The organism is Arenimonas oryziterrae DSM 21050 = YC6267, assembly GCF_000420545.1.
GTDB classification, from domain to species: Bacteria; Pseudomonadota; Gammaproteobacteria; order Xanthomonadales; family Xanthomonadaceae; genus Arenimonas; species Arenimonas oryziterrae.
This window is the reverse complement of the sequence record NZ_ATVD01000001.1, coordinates 149,662-166,806: the sequence shown is the minus strand read 5'-3', so window position 1 is coordinate 166,806 and position 17,145 is coordinate 149,662. Positions and strand designations below refer to the sequence as shown.

At 64.8% G+C, this 17,145-nt stretch carries 16 protein-coding genes; 6 read left to right on the top strand and 10 right to left on the bottom strand.

Annotation, left to right across the window (positions count from 1 at the left end; all coding sequences use genetic code 11):
• Positions 1–11: 11 nt before the first annotated feature.
• The 5 genes from G467_RS0100745 (at position 12) to G467_RS0100725 (ending at position 3,131) form a co-directional block, all read left to right on the top strand.
• Positions 12–515, top strand: coding sequence for a CYTH domain-containing protein (locus G467_RS0100745; protein ID WP_022967822.1), 504 nt, complete (start codon positions 12–14; stop codon positions 513–515).
• A complete protein-coding gene (nagZ, locus tag G467_RS0100740; protein ID WP_022967821.1) occupies positions 515–1,519 on the top strand; it encodes a beta-N-acetylhexosaminidase in 1,005 nt (334 codons plus the stop codon). The genes G467_RS0100745 and nagZ overlap by 1 nt, the downstream gene beginning before the upstream one ends.
• A 5-nt stretch (positions 1,520–1,524) precedes the next feature.
• Complete coding sequence (locus G467_RS0100735; protein ID WP_022967820.1) at positions 1,525–2,064, top strand: hypoxanthine-guanine phosphoribosyltransferase; 540 nt, start codon at positions 1,525–1,527, stop codon at positions 2,062–2,064.
• A complete protein-coding gene (locus G467_RS0100730) occupies positions 2,061–2,810 on the top strand; it encodes an S-methyl-5'-thioinosine phosphorylase (RefSeq protein ID WP_026802222.1) in 750 nt (249 codons plus the stop codon). The genes G467_RS0100735 and G467_RS0100730 overlap by 4 nt, the downstream gene beginning before the upstream one ends.
• Positions 2,811–2,927: 117 nt before the next feature.
• A complete protein-coding gene (locus tag G467_RS0100725; protein WP_022967818.1) occupies positions 2,928–3,131 on the top strand; it encodes a cold-shock protein in 204 nt (67 codons plus the stop codon).
• 96 nt (positions 3,132–3,227) lie between these two features.
• Here the strand turns inward: G467_RS0100725 and G467_RS0100720 are convergent, their stop codons facing one another.
• From G467_RS0100720 to G467_RS0100700, 5 genes are read right to left on the bottom strand one after another with little or no spacing between them, the layout of a single operon-like run.
• A complete protein-coding gene (locus tag G467_RS0100720) occupies positions 3,228–4,985 on the bottom strand; it encodes an ABC transporter transmembrane domain-containing protein (protein WP_022967817.1) in 1,758 nt (585 codons plus the stop codon).
• Positions 4,982–5,584: an IMPACT family protein gene (locus G467_RS0100715; protein ID WP_022967816.1), complete on the bottom strand. Its 603-nt coding sequence runs from the start codon at positions 5,582–5,584 to the stop codon at positions 4,982–4,984. The genes G467_RS0100720 and G467_RS0100715 overlap by 4 nt, the downstream gene beginning before the upstream one ends.
• Before the next feature lie 7 nt (positions 5,585–5,591).
• Entirely contained in the window at positions 5,592–6,497 is a 906-nt protein-coding gene (locus tag G467_RS0100710) for a hypothetical protein (protein ID WP_022967815.1), read from the bottom strand.
• Entirely contained in the window at positions 6,494–7,042 is a 549-nt protein-coding gene (locus tag G467_RS0100705; RefSeq protein ID WP_022967814.1) for an RNA polymerase sigma factor, read from the bottom strand. The genes G467_RS0100710 and G467_RS0100705 overlap by 4 nt, the downstream gene beginning before the upstream one ends.
• Before the next feature lie 48 nt (positions 7,043–7,090).
• Positions 7,091–8,866: a vWA domain-containing protein gene (locus tag G467_RS0100700; RefSeq protein ID WP_022967813.1), complete on the bottom strand. Its 1,776-nt coding sequence runs from the start codon at positions 8,864–8,866 to the stop codon at positions 7,091–7,093.
• Between the two features lie 99 nt (positions 8,867–8,965).
• Here G467_RS0100700 and G467_RS0100695 point away from each other — a divergent pair, with 99 nt between their 5' ends.
• On the top strand, positions 8,966–10,390 hold the full coding sequence (locus G467_RS0100695; protein ID WP_022967812.1) for a sensor domain-containing diguanylate cyclase: 1,425 nt from the start codon (positions 8,966–8,968) through the stop codon (positions 10,388–10,390).
• Positions 10,391–10,399: 9 nt separating this feature from the next.
• Here G467_RS0100695 and xseA read toward each other — a convergent pair whose 3' ends face one another.
• The 5 genes from xseA to aptA all read right to left on the bottom strand — a co-directional run bounded on the left by xseA (position 10,400) and on the right by aptA (position 17,039).
• On the bottom strand, positions 10,400–11,746 hold the full coding sequence (gene xseA, locus G467_RS0100690) for an exodeoxyribonuclease VII large subunit (protein WP_022967811.1): 1,347 nt from the start codon (positions 11,744–11,746) through the stop codon (positions 10,400–10,402).
• A gap of 58 nt (positions 11,747–11,804) precedes the next feature.
• A complete protein-coding gene (gene speB, locus G467_RS0100685; protein ID WP_022967810.1) occupies positions 11,805–12,779 on the bottom strand; it encodes an agmatinase in 975 nt (324 codons plus the stop codon).
• A gap of 85 nt (positions 12,780–12,864) precedes the next feature.
• Positions 12,865–14,373, bottom strand: coding sequence for a CoA-acylating methylmalonate-semialdehyde dehydrogenase (locus G467_RS0100680; protein WP_022967809.1), 1,509 nt, complete (start codon positions 14,371–14,373; stop codon positions 12,865–12,867).
• Positions 14,374–14,450: 77 nt separating this feature from the next.
• Entirely contained in the window at positions 14,451–15,566 is a 1,116-nt protein-coding gene (gene ald, locus G467_RS0100675) for an alanine dehydrogenase (protein ID WP_022967808.1), read from the bottom strand.
• 87 nt (positions 15,567–15,653) lie between these two features.
• The gene (gene aptA, locus G467_RS0100670; protein WP_022967807.1) at positions 15,654–17,039 is read right to left on the bottom strand and encodes an omega-aminotransferase AptA; all 1,386 of its coding nucleotides are present in this window, start codon (positions 17,037–17,039) and stop codon (positions 15,654–15,656) included.
• Positions 17,040–17,145: the final 106 nt, after the last annotated feature.

The window sequence follows — 17,145 nt, the reverse complement described above, 5'->3', positions numbered from 1 at the left end:
CGGAAGAAGCGATGGGAATCGAGATAGAAAGAAAGTTTACCGTGGTCGACGATCGCTGGCGCAGCGAGGTGGAAAATTCCGTGCGCATGGCCCAGGGCTATTTGAACGACATGGCCGCCCTGCGCGACGGAACGCAGAAAGCGTCGGTGCGCGTGCGCATCGCCGGCGACATGGCATTCCTGAACATGAAGTCGCGCGAACTCGGCCACACTCGCCAGGAATTCGACTATCCGATTCCTGTGCACGATGCCGAGGCCTTGCTGCGTCTGTGCGTCGGCGGGTTGATCGACAAGACGCGCCATTACGTACGCCACGCCGGCTTTCTTTGGGAAATAGACGTGTTTGAGGGTGAAAACGCCGGTTTGACGGTCGCCGAGATCGAATTGCCTTCGGCCGACACCGAGTTCGCGCGGCCCGATTGGGCGGGTCGTGAAGTCACGGATGAATTGCGCTATTACAATCTGGCCCTGGCCGAACGGCCCTATGCGCAGTGGGCGGACGAGGAGAAACGTTGATGTTGGTGATCGGTATTTCCGGCAAGACGCTGACGGCCGAAGAGCGCGACTGGCTGCAAAACCCCGCCTGTGCGGGCGTCATCCTGTTCAGCCGCAACTTCGCCTCGCGCGACCAGGTGGCGGAGCTGACCCAGGCCATCCGCGACGCCGCGCCTCGCCCGCAACTGATTTGCGTGGACCAGGAAGGTGGGCGAGTGCAGCGATTCCGTGAGGGCTACGTCGAACTGCCGCCGCTGGAGGTGTTTGGCGCGCGTTACGCAGCCGATCCCGCGGGTGCGCTGGCGCTCGCCGAAGAACATGCCTGGCTCATGGCCAGCGAAATCCGGGCCACCGGCGTCGACCTGAGTTTTGCGCCGGTCGTCGATCTCGGACGCGGCAATCGCGCGATCGGCAACCGGGCTTTCCATGCCGAGCCGGCGATCGTCGCTGAATTCACCCGTGCTTACGTGCGCGGCATGCACGCGGCCGGCATGGCGGCGACGCTCAAGCATTTTCCCGGGCATGGTTCGGTGCTCGAAGACACCCATTTCGACGACGCCATCGACCCGCGTTCGCTGGAGGTCCTGCGTTCGGAAGACCTCATGCCCTTCGTGGCAGGCATCGACGCCGGCGCCGATGCGGTGATGATGGCGCATGTCGTTTACCCGGCCGTCGCGCCGGAACCGGCCGGCTATGCGCCGCGCTGGATGAACGAGATTCTGCGCGACGAGATGGGTTTCCGCGGCGTGATCTTCAGCGACGATATCGGCATGGCCGCCGCAGAATCTGCCGGCGGCGTTGCCGCACGCATCGACGCGCATCTCGACGCGGGCTGCGACGTTGTCCTGGTCTGTCCGCCGACGCTGGTCGCCGATTCGCTGGCCGCCATGGATCGACGCCCGGCGGGCAACACCGCCTCGTTGTCGGCCCTCATGGGGCGGGGTGGCGACGGCTGGCGCGGTTTGCTGGCCCAGGCGCGCTACGATGGCGCCCGGACCCGTCTGTCCGGCCCGGAACTCGCGTGACTGCCATGCCGAACAATCTCGCTGTCGCCTTGCAGAACTCCGAATGCCTCTTCGAGCGCGTCGAGATCGATCGCGCCATCGCGCGCATCGCCGTCGATATCCGCAACGACTACGCGGGCGCCAAGCCGGTCTATCTGACGGTCATGCACGGCGGCATGCTCTTTGCCTCGCAGCTGTCGCTGTCGGTCGGCATCGATCTGGAATTCGACTATTTGCACGCCACGCGCTATCGCGGCGCGACGACCGGATCGGGTCTGGCTTGGCTGCATCGTCCGGCGACACCGCTGGAAGGTCGTCGCGTGCTGCTTGCCGACGATATTCTCGACGAGGGCCACACGCTCAAGGCCGTGCGCAACTGGTGCGAAGACCAGGGCGCGCTGGACGTGCGCATCGCTGTCATGGCGGTGAAAAAACACGACCGTTGCGTCGAAGGCATCGCCGCCGACTATGTCGCGCTGGAAGTGCCCGATCGCTATGTCTACGGTTACGGCATGGACTACCACGAGCAGGGTCGCAACCTGCCAGCCTTGTATGCATTGAAATAATGACCGATCCCATCGCGCTCGCCGTCATCGGCGGCACTGGACTGTACAAATTGGCCGCTCTCGAGGGCGCGCACGCGCTCGAGGGCGAAACGATCTACGGCAAGCCGTCCGGGCCGCTGCGCATCGGCCGCATCGCCGGCAAGCGTGTCGCCTTTCTCGCGCGTCATGGCGAAGGTCATTCCCTGCCGCCGCACAAGATCAACTATCGCGCCAACCTACGTAGGCTCAAGGACATCGGTGCCACCCGGGTGCTGGCGATCAATGCCGTCGGCGGCATCACCGACCACTACGGTCCACGCGTCATCGGTTGCCCCGACCAGATCATAGACTACACCTGGGGTCGGATCAGCACGCTGTGCGAAGAACCCGGCACCGAGGTCTTGCACGTCGACTTCACCGAGCCCTACACCGCCAGTCTGCGCCGCGACGTGTTGGCGGCAGCGTCGCTCACCGGGATAGCGATGGTTGATGGCGGTTGTTACGGCGCAACCCAGGGGCCGCGCCTGGAGACTCGCGCGGAGATCGCGCGCATGCGTCGCGACGGTTGTGATCTGGTCGGCATGACCGGCATGCCCGAAGCCGGCCTGGCGCGAGAGCTGGGTCTGGACTACGCCTGCCTGGCCCTGGTCGCGAATTGGGCGGCCGGTTGTGGAGACGCCGGCGAGATCACCCTCGAAGAAGTGCTGGCGAACGTCGAAGCGGCGACGGCGCCCTTGCCGAACCTGCTGGAAGCGATGCTTCGGTGATGTTGTCAAGCCTTTAGGGCTTGTTCATACTCGGGCCGCGCACGCGCCGGTTGTGTGGTGGAAACGCTTCCAAACGGGGCCGTGGCATTCCGTCCAGATCAGCATCCGAGGTAGAACATGAGTTTCGGCACCGTAAAGTGGTTCAACGACGCGAAAGGCTTCGGTTTCATCGCGCCGGAAGACGGCAGTGAGGACATCTTCGTCCATTTCTCCGCGATCGCCTCCACCGGCTTCCGCTCGCTGAAGGAAGGCCAGCGCGTGAGTTTCGAGGTGGTCCAGGGCCCGAAGGGCAAGCAAGCGGCCAACGTCGCGCCTGCCTGACAACTCCGATCCCTGCTCAGGAAAAACCCCGCCTCGGCGGGGTTTTTTCTTGGAAGACGTGGACGAAGCGTGGCTTTCGGCGATCGGGCCTGTTCGTCAGTGATCGAACTGCAGTCGGGCGAGTTCGGCGTAGAGCCCCCCCTGTGCGACCAGCTCGGCATGCGTTCCCTGGGCAACGACCCGGCCGTGGTCCATGACGATGATGCGGTCGGCCTTGAGAACCGTCGCGAGACGATGCGCGATCACCAGGGTCGTCCTGCCTTCCATCAACCGTTCGAGGGCTTGTTGCACCGCGCGCTCGCTTTGCGCGTCCAGTGCCGAGGTTGCTTCATCGAGCAGCAGGATGGGAGCGTCCTTGAGCAGGGCGCGAGCGATCGCCAAGCGCTGTTGCTGCCCACCCGACAGACGCGCACCGCGCTCGCCCAGTTCACTGTCGTAGCCCTGGGGCAGGGCCAGCAGGAATTCGTGGGCTTCCGCGCTGCGTGCGGCGGCTTCGATCTGGTCAGGGCTGGCGTCGAGTTTGCCGTAGCGCAGGTTTTCGCGCGCGGTCGTACCGAAGATCACCGGGTCCTGCGGCACCAGGGCGATCGCCTCACGCAAGGCTGACGGATCCAATGTCTTCAGGTCCAGGCCGTCGACGGAGACGACACCGGATTCGGGATCGTGGAAGCGCAGCAGCAACTGGAACACCGTGCTCTTGCCTGCGCCCGACGGGCCGACAAGGGCCACGGTCTCGCCCGGTGCCACCTGCAGACTGAAGTCCTCCAGCGCGGCGGCATCCGGTCGGCTTGGATAGTGGAAACGTACGTGGTCCAGTCGCACCTCGCCTCGCAATGGGCGAGGCAGCACGGCGGGTTGTGCAGGAATGGGCAGCGTCGACGTTTCGCCGAGCAGCTCGTTGATGCGTTCCATGCCGCCCCCCGCGCGCTGCACCTCGCTCCAGACTTCCGTGAGCGCGCCGACCGAGCCGGCACCGATCATCGCGTAAAGCAGGAACTGCAGCAGCGTTCCGGGCGTCAAGGTTCCGGCCATGACATCGCGGGCGCCGGTCCACAGGATGGCGGTGATGCCGCCGAACACGAGCACGATCACGCAGGCCGTCAGCAGGGACTGCATGCGGATGCGCTTGCGTGCTGCGCCAAGCGAGCGCATGACGGCTTCAGCGAACCGATCGCGTTCGAACAGCTCGCGGGCGTAGCTCTGCACGGTATGCATGGCATTGAACGTCTCGCCGGCCCGGGCATTCGCGTCGGCGACGCGGTCCTGGCTGTCCTTAGCGGCACCGCGTACGCGCCGGCCCGACAGGGCGATCGGCATGACGATCAGCGGAATGCCGATCAAGGCCATGCCGCCCAGACGCGGACTGGTGATGAACAGCATCACCGCGCTGCCAATGACGGTGATGCCGCTGCGCAAAGCGATCGACATGCTCGAACCGACGACACTGCGCAACAATTCGGCGTCGGCGGACAGCCGCGACAAAAGTTCGCCGCTACGGGTACGTTCGAAGAAGCTTTGGTCGAGTCCGAGCAAATGCGCATAGAGTTTCGTGCGCAGATCGGCGATTACCCGCTCGCCGAGCAGGGAAACGAAATAGAAGCGCGCTGCGGTCGCCATCGCGAGTACGACGGCGACGCCGAACAGCAGGAGAAAGCGCGAATCGACTTCGCCTCCCTGGCGGAAACCTTGATCGATCAGTTCCTTGATGGCGACCGGGAAGAACAGGGTGGCCGTGGAAGAGATCGCGAGTGCGACCAGCCAGTACATCAACAGTCGGCGATGCGGCGACAGGAAAGGGAGGATTCCCTTGAGCGAGACCAGACGCTGTCGTGGCGACTCGGCGGGCGTGTTCATTCGATGTCGGTCTCGATCCGGAGCAGGTGGGCCGCGCCGCGACTGACATCGCGAAGGCGTAGGGCGAACCGGTCGAACATGGGTGCCGGCAGACGCAAATGCAAGCGCAGGCCGGTTTCGTCGAAGCTCTCCCCCAGCTTTTCTGCACCCACGGCGACCATCAGCGCATGCACGTTCGAAGCCAGGCTGAAGTCGCAGGCCAGACGGGCTTCGACCCAGGCGATGAGGGCCTGTCGCGGTGCGGTTCGCAGGCATTCGGCCGCTGAGCCACCGTACGCGCGTACCAGTCCACCTGCGCCGAGATTGATGCCCCCATACCAACGCGTGACCACGACGATGACGCCGTCCAGTGCCTGGCCTTCGATAGCCGCAAGGATCGGGCGCCCGGCAGTGCCGCCAGGTTCGCCGTCATCGGAATAGCGATAGGCCGGTCCGATGCGGTAGGCCCAGCAATTGTGCGTGGCGTCCCCATCCGAGACTTGCCGGAGCCAGGCGAGAGCCGCCTCGGGCGTTTCCGCAGGAGCCGCCTGGGCGAGAAAGCGGCTCTTCTTGACCTCCAGAGTGAACCTCGCCGGCGCCGCCAGCGTGTGCAGGCTCATCAGAGGCTCACTCGCGCAACAGCGGCGCGAGATCGGTCGGAATGACGTAGTCGGGATAGCGTTTCTTGAAATTCCGCAGGCTTTCGCGAGCGCCCGCCAGGTCCTCCGCATCACGCAGCTGCCGGATGTGGGCGAGCCAGTTGGCGGGCTTGCCGCGGTAGTCGGCTTTTGCCGCCGCGGCTTGAGATGCAGGGCGCGTTGCAGCCGGTGCCGGCGCAGCTACGGCGGTCGGGGCGGCGGCACCTACGACGGCCTGATCCATCGCGCGTTCGCGACGGCTTTCGGTTTCTGCGGCTTTCCCGACCAACCCGCTGCTCCGAGCGGCTAGTGCCGGTTCGGCAGCGGTCGCCGCGGCGTCCGATTCTGCGCTGGCGACTGCATCGCTGGCGGCAGCGGCGCTGTTGGCGGCAACGTGCTCGTCGATGAAGGGCGAGGGCGCTTCCATCGCGGTTGGCGGCGGCGCCGCCGGAGGCGGTGGTGGCGGCATCGGAGCGCGTGCGGGACGCGGTTGTGCAGCGGCGGCTTCTGGAGGCGGCGGCGGCGAGTTGTCGAACGCGCGCGGCGCTTCGTCCTTGAACTCGACGGTCGTGCCGCTTTCTTCCATCGCCGCGGGCGCACTGCTGGTACGGGTTGCCGGCACCGGCAAGGTCGACGACGGCGGGGCCAGCACTTGCCAGCCGACGCCAATGGCCAGCACAGCGGCAGCGGCCGAGCCGATACCCCACAACGCGCCGCCCGCGGCCCAACTGCGCGCCCGTCGCGACGGGGCGGCAGCGACGGCATCCTGGGCTGCCTTGAGGATGCGGGCGTCCAGGCTGGCGGAGGGCTCGCCGCCCGGCAACGCCCGGACGACGCGCGCAAACTCGCGTTCGTTCTCGTCCAGCGGTTCCCGGGTTGGCTCGTGAGTATTCATGTGTTCAATCGTTGCCGAAGCTTGTCGAGGGCATAGCGCAATCGCGACTTGACCGTCTCCCTGCCGACGCCGGTGATTTCACCGATTTCTTCCAGGGACAATTCCTGTTCCAGGCGAAGCATCACCGCTTCCCTCTGTTCTGCGGGCAATTCCTCCAAAGCCAATTGCAGGCGCCGGCGTTCCTCGAATGCAGACAGCTGTCGTTCGGGAGTGTGCGGATCGGGCTCGCGTTCGGCGCGTTCGACGGCGTCCTCCGGTGCAGGCGGGCGGTGCGACTGCGCTCGCCAATGATCGGTAAGCCGATTGTGCGCGATCTGATAGAGCCAGGTGGTGAACTTGGCCTCGGGCCGATAACGCTCCCGGGCGGTGATAACCCGTTGCCAGACATCCTGGTAGAGCTCTTCCGCCGTGCCGTGTTCACGAACCTGGCGCATCATGAAACGGAACAGCGGACCGCGATGGCGGGAGTAAAGCACTTCGAAAGCCGACGCGTTGCCGGCCCCGTAGGCCAGCATGAGTTCTTCGTCGGGTTGCTCCGCCTGCATGAGGCGGAGCGTACGTAGTTTTCATGATTTCGCCTAGACACATGGCGGTCATTCGCTGACGGCCACCGGGGCATCGCCCTGGGTCACCCCGCGAGCGCGGTCGATGAGCTGGAGGAATTCGGCGTGGTAGCCCCAGCGATCGTCGCCCGGCACCGAGGCGGCCAGCGCATGGACCTGGTTCCAACCGAATCGACCCACGTTCTTCCCGCCGCGCAGCAGGTCGGCATAGGCGGCAACGGCCGCTGCCCAACGCAGGCGGGCGCTGGCCTGGGTCTGGATCTGACGTTTCGACAGGGGCGTCTCAATGAGTCGGCTGCTGTCCGCGCCGGGCTGCTTGTAGCGCAGACGGAGCAGGGCGATCTCGTCCGCCTTGCCGGCGGCCGCAGCGGTGTTGCGGCCATAGCGCAAGGGGTCGACGCTGTCGCCGCCACTTCCGACGAGGGTGATCTCGTAGAGCGCTGTCACGTCGTGGCCAGCACCGATCTCGCCTGCATCGACCTTGTCATTGTTGAAGTCCTCGCGGCGAAGGGCGCGATTTTCGTAACCGATCAGCCGGTATTCGGCGACCACCGCCGGATTGAATTCCACCTGGATTTTCACATCCTGTGCGATGGTGAGCATCGTCGACGACATTTCCTCGACCAGTACTTTCTTGCCCTCGTTGAGGGTGTCGATGTAGGCGTGATTGCCGTTGCCCAGATCCGCCAATTGCTCGGCCATGGCGTCGTTGTAGTTGCCCGTTCCGAAGCCCAGGGTGGTCAGGGCCACGCCGCTGGCGCGCTGATCGGAGATCATCGTCTCCAGTGCCTTCTGGTCGACGGTGCCCACGTTGAAGTCGCCGTCGGTAGCGAGGATCACGCGATTCACGCCATTGCGCATGAAGCCTTGTTTGGCCATCGCATAAGCCAATTGCAGACCTTCGCCGCCATTGGTGGAGCCGCCTGCTTCGAGGCGATCGAGCGCGGCGAGAATCGTCTGTTTCTGGTCGCCCGTCGTCGGGGGGAGGATCAGACCGGCGCTGCCGGCATAGACGACGATCGACACCCGATCCTGCGGGCGCAGTTGCTTGACCAACTCGGCGAAGCTCTGCTTGAGCAAGGGCAGCTTGTCTTCGCTCTGCATCGAACCGGAGGTGTCGATCAGGAAGACCAGATTGGACGCCGGGATCTCGGCCCGGTCGACGTCGTAGCCCTGGATGCCGATCTGCAGCAACTGGTGTTTCGCATTCCAGGGAGCCGGTGCGATTTCGGTGCTGACCCGGAACGGCGTCGTGCGCGAGGCGGGACCGGCATAGCCGTAGTCGAAGTAGTTGATCATCTCCTCCGCGCGCACGGCGTCGGCCGGCGGACGCTGGCCCGACATGAGCATGCGGCGCACGTTGCTGTAGCTGCCGGTATCGACGTCGATCGAAAACGTGCTGACCGAATTCTCGGCGACGAGTTGCGTCGGATTGTCCTGGTGCTCCGCGTAGTGCTCGGTATTGGCTGGCGCGGCATAGCCGACGATGCCCCCAATGCCCGGCGGCGGCGGAGGCATCGACATCGGGCTGGCGATGTTGCCGGCGACCTTGCTCACGGCAGCGGCCTGATCCGTTGCCTCGTAGACAATCGCATCGCTTTCGGCCCGGCGGGGATCGGCCGTACTGGCGGCGATGGCGCCGGTTTCGGGCGTGGAGACAGGTTGGGGAGCGACGGCAAGCTGCGCCACTCGATCCCGAGGCGCCTCTTCGGCTTTCGTCGTGTCTGCCGCGGTGTTGGGGCGGGTCTGGCTGCAGGCGGCCAGCAAGGCCAGGGAAATGGCGAAAGCGAGGGCGGACGGGCGCATGGCGGAACTCCGTGGTGGGTGGGCGTATTCCGGAACGGATAGGCCGGATTCACGGGGTTAGGTGGGATACTGGCGAGGTCGCTCTCAACCCGTCAGGTCATGGCCGATTTCGATCGCCACCCGCTGCCCAAGCTGCCGCCGCATCGCATGCGGCTGGTGTGGCTGACGACGCTCGCTGTCCTGCTGCTGGGCCTGCTGCTCAGTTGGCAGGCGGGTCGCTTGTCGCAACAGCGCGGTTTGACGGAGCAACAGTCCAAGATCCAGATGCAGTTGTCGGATTTCCGTGCACGCCTGGAAACCCGCATCTATTCCAGCGTCGCCCAATTGCGCGGACTGACGGCCGACCTGGTCATTCGCGAGGGCATGAGCGAAGACGATTTCCAGCGTATCGCCGAAGAACTCAAGATCAGCGATCCGTACATGCTGGCGCTCACGCTGGCGCCCGGCTATCGCATTAGTACGATCTATCCGCAGCGCGACAACGAATATCTGCTCGGCACCGACCTGATGGCGGCCGATGCCTACAAGCCCGCGATGCTCAATGCCATTCAACTCGACAATGCTGTCGTGGCCGGACCGTGGCCGGCTCCCGGCGGCAAAAAGGCGCTCACCTGCGTCCTGCCGGTGTGGGTGTCGCGCGAAGGCGTACCGAGGCTTTGGGGAGCGACGACACTGCATCTGGATTTCGAGGCCCTACTCGAGGACGCCGGCATGCCTGCGTTGGAGAGCGAGCTGCGCGTGGAAATTCGTGGACGCGATGCGATGGGGCCGGCGGGTGCAAGTATTTACGGCGACGACAGTCGCATGGACAAGCTTGCCGTGCGCGTCCCGGCGTTCGTTCCCGGCGGCAGCTGGCTGATTTCGGCGATGCCCAATGCGGGTTGGAGCGAGCCTGTCTGGTTCCTCACGCAAGCGGGTCTGATCGGATTGTTCGTCACCGCCATGACGGTTCTGGCGGTCTTTCGGATCCTGCGCGATCGTCTGCGCATCCGCACGATGGCCGGCGTCGACCCGCTGACGCAATTGCCCAACCGCATGGCGGCCCTGCACCGACTCAATCAGTTGATCGGGCGAGGACAACGCAATCAGCGGGTGTTCGCCTTGCTGTGCATCGACCTGGACGGATTCAAGCCGATCAACGACACCCTGGGCCATGCGGCGGGAGACGAAGTGCTGGCCGCGGTTGGGTTTCGCCTCAAGCAGGCCGTGCGCGGCAGCGACACCATTGCGCGTATGGGCGGAGACGAGTTCTTGTTGCTGGTCAACGACGCTGATGCGATCAGCGACGAACGCCTTCTTGCGTACGCACAGCGCATCCGTGCGGCGTTGGCCAATCCGATCCGCATCCAGGGACAGGAGCTGTACGTCGGTGCGAGCATCGGAGTAGCGGCTTATCCAAAGCACGGACAGGATGCGGCCGCTTTGTTGCGCGAGGCCGACACGGCCATGTATCGGGCCAAGCGCGGCGAAGGTCAGGGGCATGGTGTGGAATTGGCGATTGCGGAATCGGGCGAATCTCGCTGATCGCGTCGGTCAATCGGCCGGCTTTTTCACGATCATCGCCAGGACGCCTTCCGCCAACTGCGTCCGGACAGGCTCGCCGTCGCGAGCATCGACCGCGCTTCGCAGCACGCTGCCGTCCTCGCGCCGCACGATCGCGTAACCGCGCGCCAACGTCGCGAATGGGCTTACCGAGTGCAGCGCTCGTGCGAGTCCCTGCAGACGCGTGGACTGTCGCTCCACGCGCAGACGCATCTGGGTGTGCAGTTGGTGGCCGAGCAGGTCGAGGCGATGGCGCTGCAACAGGAGATTTTCGCGCGGATGCCGATGTTGAAGCCGTTGCGCAAGTTGTCGCAGACGGTCCACGCGGGCAACCAGGCCTTTCGTGGTGGCGGCATCGAGTCGGGCGCGCAAGTTGGCCAGGCGATGGGCGCCGCGCTCCACGCGAATTTGCGGCCGCAATGCCTGCAGGCGGAGCCAGGCCTGGTCGTTGCGCTGTGCGGCCGCGGTGAGCCGGCGCGCGAGCGCCGTCTCCAGTCGACGACGGGCATTCGCCAGGCGCGTCAGCAATTCGCCGCGGTCGGGCACGAGCAGTTCGGCCGCCGCCGACGGCGTCGGGGCGCGCAGATCGGCAGCGAAATCCGCGAGGGTAAAATCGACCTCGTGACCGACGGCGGAGACGATCGGGATATCCGCCTCAGCGATCATGCGAGCCAGCGCCTCGTCGTTGAAGCTCCACAGATCTTCCAGCGAGCCACCGCCGCGGGTCAGCAGCAAGGCGTCGTAGCGTCGCGAATGCAATGCCCGGGACAACATCGCGCGGATCTCGACGGCAGCGCCGTCGCCCTGCACGGGAACAGGCAGGATTTCCACATCCAGCAGCGGAAAACGTCGCGCCAGCACGCTCAACACGTCGCGAACGGCGGCGCCGCGCGGCGAGGTGATGACGCCGAGGCGGCGCACGAAGGTCGGCACCGGCCGCTTGCGTTCAGGCGCGAACAGGCCCTCGGCCGCGAGCTTGGCCTTCAACTCCTCGAAAGCCCGGCGCAGAGCGCCTTCGCCGGCTTCCTCCATGTGCTCGAGCACGAGCTGGTAGTCGCCACGCGCCTCGTACAGCGTCAGCCGGCCACGCACCAGCACCTGGGCGCCGTCGCGCGGCACGAAGCGCAGATACATGGCCTTCTGTTTGAATAATGCGCAACGTACCTGCGCCCGTTCGTCCTTGAGCGTGAAGTACAGGTGGCCGGAGGCGGGCCGGGAGAAGTTGCTGATTTCTCCCTCGACCCAGACCTGCGCAAAACTGCCTTCCAGCAAGTCGCGCGCCAGCGCATTGAGCTGGGCGGGCTTGAGGATGGCGCGTTCGCGAATCAGGGAGGACATGCGGATTTCGGTATCGCGGGTCGTACAGGATACCGCGTCCGGGTGCCCGGCCGAATCCTCAGCGCGATGGGAACCGGCTGGCGTGCGCCGCCAGCAATTCCTGGGCGATCGACGCGGCCGCGAGTGCCGTCAACTCGCTCATATCGTACGGTGGCGACACTTCCACGACATCCATACCGACGATATCCAGGCCGGCAAGACCGCGAATCAGCCGGAGCGCGTCCTGCGTGCTGAATCCACCGACGACAGGCGTGCCGGTGCCGGGGGCAAAGGAAGGATCGAGGAAGTCGACGTCGAAACTGACGTAGCACTTCGCTTTTCCGACGCGCGCGCGAATGGCGGCAATCGCCGCGTCCATGCCCTGCGCATGCAGCCAACGCGCATCGCGCACCTCGTAGCCATGCGTCTCGTCGTTGTGCGTGCGCATGCCCAACTGGATCGAACGGGCCGGATCGACCAGACCCAGGCGAGCCGCATGAAAAAACATGGTGCCGTGGTCGATACGGCCTTCGCGATCACGCCAGGTATCGGAATGGGCGTCGAAATGAATCAAGGCAAGCGGGCCGTGGCGTTCGTGCAGCACCTGCAGAATCGGAAAGCTGATGAAATGATCGCCGCCCAGGGTCAACGGCACGACGCCGCTCGCCACGAAATGCCGATAGGCCGCCGCGATTGCCTCCGGCGCCTTGTGCGGCTCGCCGGGATCGAAAAAGACATCGCCCCAGTCGACGACCTGCAAACGATCGAACGGGTCGAAGTCCCAGGCATAGGGAGGACACCAGGCCAACGAGGCCGATGCCGCGCGGATCGCGCGCGGACCCAGGCGTGTTCCAGGACGATTGGTGGTCGCCAGGTCGAAAGGCACACCGACGACGGCGACATCGACTCCCGCGAGTTCCTTGCTGTAGCGCCGACGCAGAAAGCTCAGTGCACCCGAATAGGTCGGTTCGGCTCGGGTTCCGTACGGCGATTCGCGGGTGAATGCCAAGTCGACATGGCTGGCAGTGGCGGAGGATTTTTCGTTCGTGGACATGGTGGGCTCCGGAGCAAGCAGTCCACTCGTCGTTCCCTGCAGAGCGCAGTCGCCGGGACGAGCGTCACCGGTCTTTCGAAGCGTGCTACTTCATTGTCGGCATGCTGAACTCGGCGCCGGCGCGAATGCCGGTCGGCCAGCGTGCGGTAATCGTCTTGAGCCGCGTGTAGAAACGCACGCCGTCCGGACCATGCATGTGCAGGGGCCCGAATAGGGAACGCTTCCAGCCGCCGAAACTGTGGAAGGCCATCGGCACCGGAATCGGGACATTGATGCCGACCATACCGACTTGGATGCCATGGGCGAACTGGCGTGCGGCATCGCCGTCGCGCGTGAAGATCGCCGTGCCGTTGCCGTACTCGTGTTCGTTGACCAGGGCCACCGCGCGGTTGAAATCGGGGACGCGGACGATGCACAACACCGGTCCGAATATTTCTTCGCGATAGATGCGCATCTCCGGCGTGACCCGGTCGAACAGGCAGCCGCCCAGGTAGAAACCGGCCTCGTGACCAGCGACTTTCAGTGCCCGGCCATCCACGATCAGCTCGGCGCCTTCGCTGACACCCAGATCGACGTAGCCCCGTACCTTGTCCCGATGTGCGCCAGTGACCAGCGGGCCCATGTCGGGATCGCCCTGGCAGCCCGGACCGACACGCAATCCTTCGACCATCGGTTTGAGACGCGACACCAGTGCGTCCGCCGTGGCGTCTCCCACGCAGACCGCGACGGAAATCGCCATGCAGCGTTCACCTGCCGAGCCATAGCCCGCGCCCAGCAGTGCATTCGCGGCCTGATCCATGTCGGCATCGGGCATCACGACCATGTGGTTCTTGGCGCCGCCCAGTGCCTGCACGCGTTTGCCGGCGGCGCTGCCGCGGGCATACAGATATTCGGCGATCGGCGTCGAGCCCACGAAGCTCACCGCCTGCACGCGCGGATCGTCGAGCAGGGTGTCGACGGCTTCCTTGTCGCCGTGTAAGACGTTGAACACGCCGTCGGGCAGGCCGGCTTGACTGAGCAGCCGGGCCAGGATCATCGTCGGCGTCGGATCGCGCTCGGATGGTTTGAGGATGAAGGTGTTGCCACAGGCGATCGCGATGGGAAACATCCACATCGGCACCATGCAGGGAAAATTGAACGGGGTGATGCCGGCGACGACGCCGAGCGGAGAATATTCACTGTAGCTGTCGACGCCGCTGCCGACGTTCATCGAGTGCTCGCCCTTGAGCAATTGCGGAATGCCGCAGGCGAATTCGACGACTTCGATGCCGCGGGTCAGTTCCCCGCGCGCGTCGGACAGAACCTTGCCGTGCTCGCGCGTGATCGCCAACGCAATTTCGTCCGCATGCTGCTCTAGCAAGGCTTTGAACCGGAACAGCACGCGTGCGCGGTTGAGCGGCGTGGTCGCGGCCCAGGCGGGAAACGCGGCCGATGCTATCGAAATCGCTTCTTCCACTTCGGCTTTCGAGGCGAGCGGCAAGCGCCCGGTGATCCGCCCCGTTGCTGGATCGAAAACGTCGCCGAAACGCCCGCTGGTTCCCGCGACTTCCTTTCCGTGGATGAAGTGCGCAAGGGTGGCGGGGGTTTCAGTCATGGCGATGGGTCTTCCGGAAGCAACATTGAACGAAACATCGATTCCCTCTCCCGCTGACGGGAGAGGGAAGTTGTCGGTTACGCCAGCGCTTTTGCCGCCGGCACGTATTCGTAGCCCAGATCCTTGGCCACGGCTTCGTAGGTCAGCTTGCCAGCATGCACGTTGAGGCCGTTGAGCAGATGCTCGTCGGCGAGCATGGCCGTTTTCGCGCCCTTGTTGGCCAGCTGCACGGCGAAGGGCAGGGTGGCATTGGTCAGAGCGAACGTAGACGTGCGCGCAACGCCGCCGGGCATGTTCGCGACGCAGTAGTGGATGATGCCGTCCACTTCGTAGGTCGGATTCTGGTGCGTCGTCGCCTTGCTGGTCTCGAAGCAGCCACCCTGATCGATCGCGACGTCGACGAGCACCGAACCCGGACGCATCAGCTTGAGCTGATCGCGCGAAACGAGCTTGGGTGCAGCCGCGCCCGGAATCAGCACCGCACCGATGACCAGATCGGTATCGGGCAGGCGCTCTTCGATCGCATCGTGCGTCGAATAGATCGTGGTGAGCCGGTCACCATAGACCTCGTCGAGATACTTCAGGCGATCGAGCGAACGATCGAGGATGGTCACGTGCGCGTTCAGGCCCATCGCCATGCGCGCGGCATTGATGCCGACCACGCCGCCGCCGATGACCAGCACTTCCGCCGGCTTCACACCCGGCACGCCGCCCAGCAGCACGCCGGAACCGCCCTGCGCTTTCTCCAGCGCATGCGCGCCGGCCTGGATCGACATGCGACCGGCGACTTCGCTCATCGGCGCGAGCAGCGGCAGGCCGCCCTTGCGATCGGTGACGGTTTCGTACGCGATGCAGGTCGCGCCCGAGGCGACCAGCGCCTTGGTCTGTTCCGGATCCGGCGCGAGATGCAGATAGGTATAGAGCACCTGGCCCGGGCGCAGCATCTTGCATTCGTTCGGCTGCGGTTCCTTGACCTTGATGATCATGTCCGCGCGCCGGAAGATTTCTTCCGCCGTGTCCACGATCTCGGCACCGGCTTTGGCGTACAGCTCATTGGTCAGGCCAATGGCCTTGCCGCCGTCGCGCTGCACGATGACCTTGTGGCCGTTCGCGATCAGCTCGCGCGCGCCCGAAGGCGTCAGGCCGATGCGGTACTCGTGGTTCTTGATTTCCTTGGGGACGCCGATAAGCATGATTTGCCCTCCCGGGGCACGAAGCGTTGTTGTTCGTTTTCGCCGGTCCAGGTTCCAGCCTGCCGCAGGACCGGGCCGCCCATTGTACTAAGCCGTTTCGCGGATCGCTTCGGCGAGGCGGCCGAAAATCTGTCCGATATGCGATTTATCCAGGATCAGCGGCGGCGACAACGCGACAACATCCCCCGTCGTACGGATCAGCAAGTCCTTGTCGTGGAAGCACTTGGTGAACACATCGAACGCGCGCGAACCCGGTTTGCCCTCGCGCGGCGCCAGTTCGATCGCGCCGATCAGGCCAAAATTGCGGATGTCGATGACGTGGGGCAGGTCCCTCAGCGCGTGGATGGATTCTTCCCAGAACGCTCCGATGTCGAGCGCCTTGTCGAATAGTTTCTCTTCGGCATAGGTGTCGAGCGTAGCCAGGGCGGCGGCACAGGCAAGCGGATGGCCCGAATAGGTGTAGCCATGGAACAGGTCGATGACGCCCTCTGGGCCCTGCATGAAGGCGTCGTGGATCGCGTTCGACACGAACACCGCGCCCATGGGCACGCTGCCGTTGGTGAGCCCTTTCGCGGTGGTGATCATGTCCGGGGTGACGCCGAAACGCTGCGCGGCAAACGCATTGCCGACGCGGCCATAGCCAGTGATCACTTCGTCGAAGATCAGCAGGATGCCGTGTTTGTCGCAGATCTCGCGCAGACGCTTGAGGTAGCCCTCGGGCGGCAAAACCACGCCCGCGGAGCCGGACACGGGCTCGACGATGACGGCCGCGATCGTGCTGGCGTCGTGCAGTTGCACGAGACGTTCGAGGTCATCGGCCAATTCCGCGCCGTGCTTGGGCAGACCACGCGAAAACGCATTGCGCGAAATGTCGAGCGTATGCCGCAGATGGTCCACGCCGGGCAGCATGGGCCCGAAGAACTTGCGGTTGTTGACCATGCCGCCGACCGACATGCCGCCGAAACCGACGCCGTGGTAACCCTTTTCGCGACCGATGAGGCGGGTGCGCTGACCCTCGCCGCGCGCGCGGTGATAGGCGAGTGCGATTTTCAGGGCGGTATCGACCGATTCGGAGCCCGAATTGGTGAAAAAGACATGCTTGAGCGGATCGGGCGCGATGGCGGCCAGGCGTTCGGCGAGGACGAAGGGCAGGGGATGGCCCATCTGGAAAGTCGGCGCGAAATCCAGGGTTGCGATCTGCCGGCTGACGGCCTCGATGATCCGTGTCCGGCCGTGGCCGGCATTGCAGCACCAAAGGCCGGCAACGCCGTCGAGCACCTGGCGCCCGTCCACGGTCGTGTAATGCATGTCCCTGGCGCTGGCGAGCAGGCGCGAATGCTGCTTGAACTGCCGGTTTGCCGTGAACGGCATCCAGAAGGCGTCCAGTCGTTCCGGCGCGCTCCGGGCCTGCGCCTCGTAGGCGTCTCCCAGGGCGGCGTGCGCGGACGGGGAATCGGCGGAATTCATGCTCATCGGACGGGCTCGGCGCGTGTTTTGGGGCAAGCTATCAGTGTTGAATAAAATTTACAACACGATGCGTTCTGTTGAATAATTGACCATGCGGGCCCCGGGTGTTAAA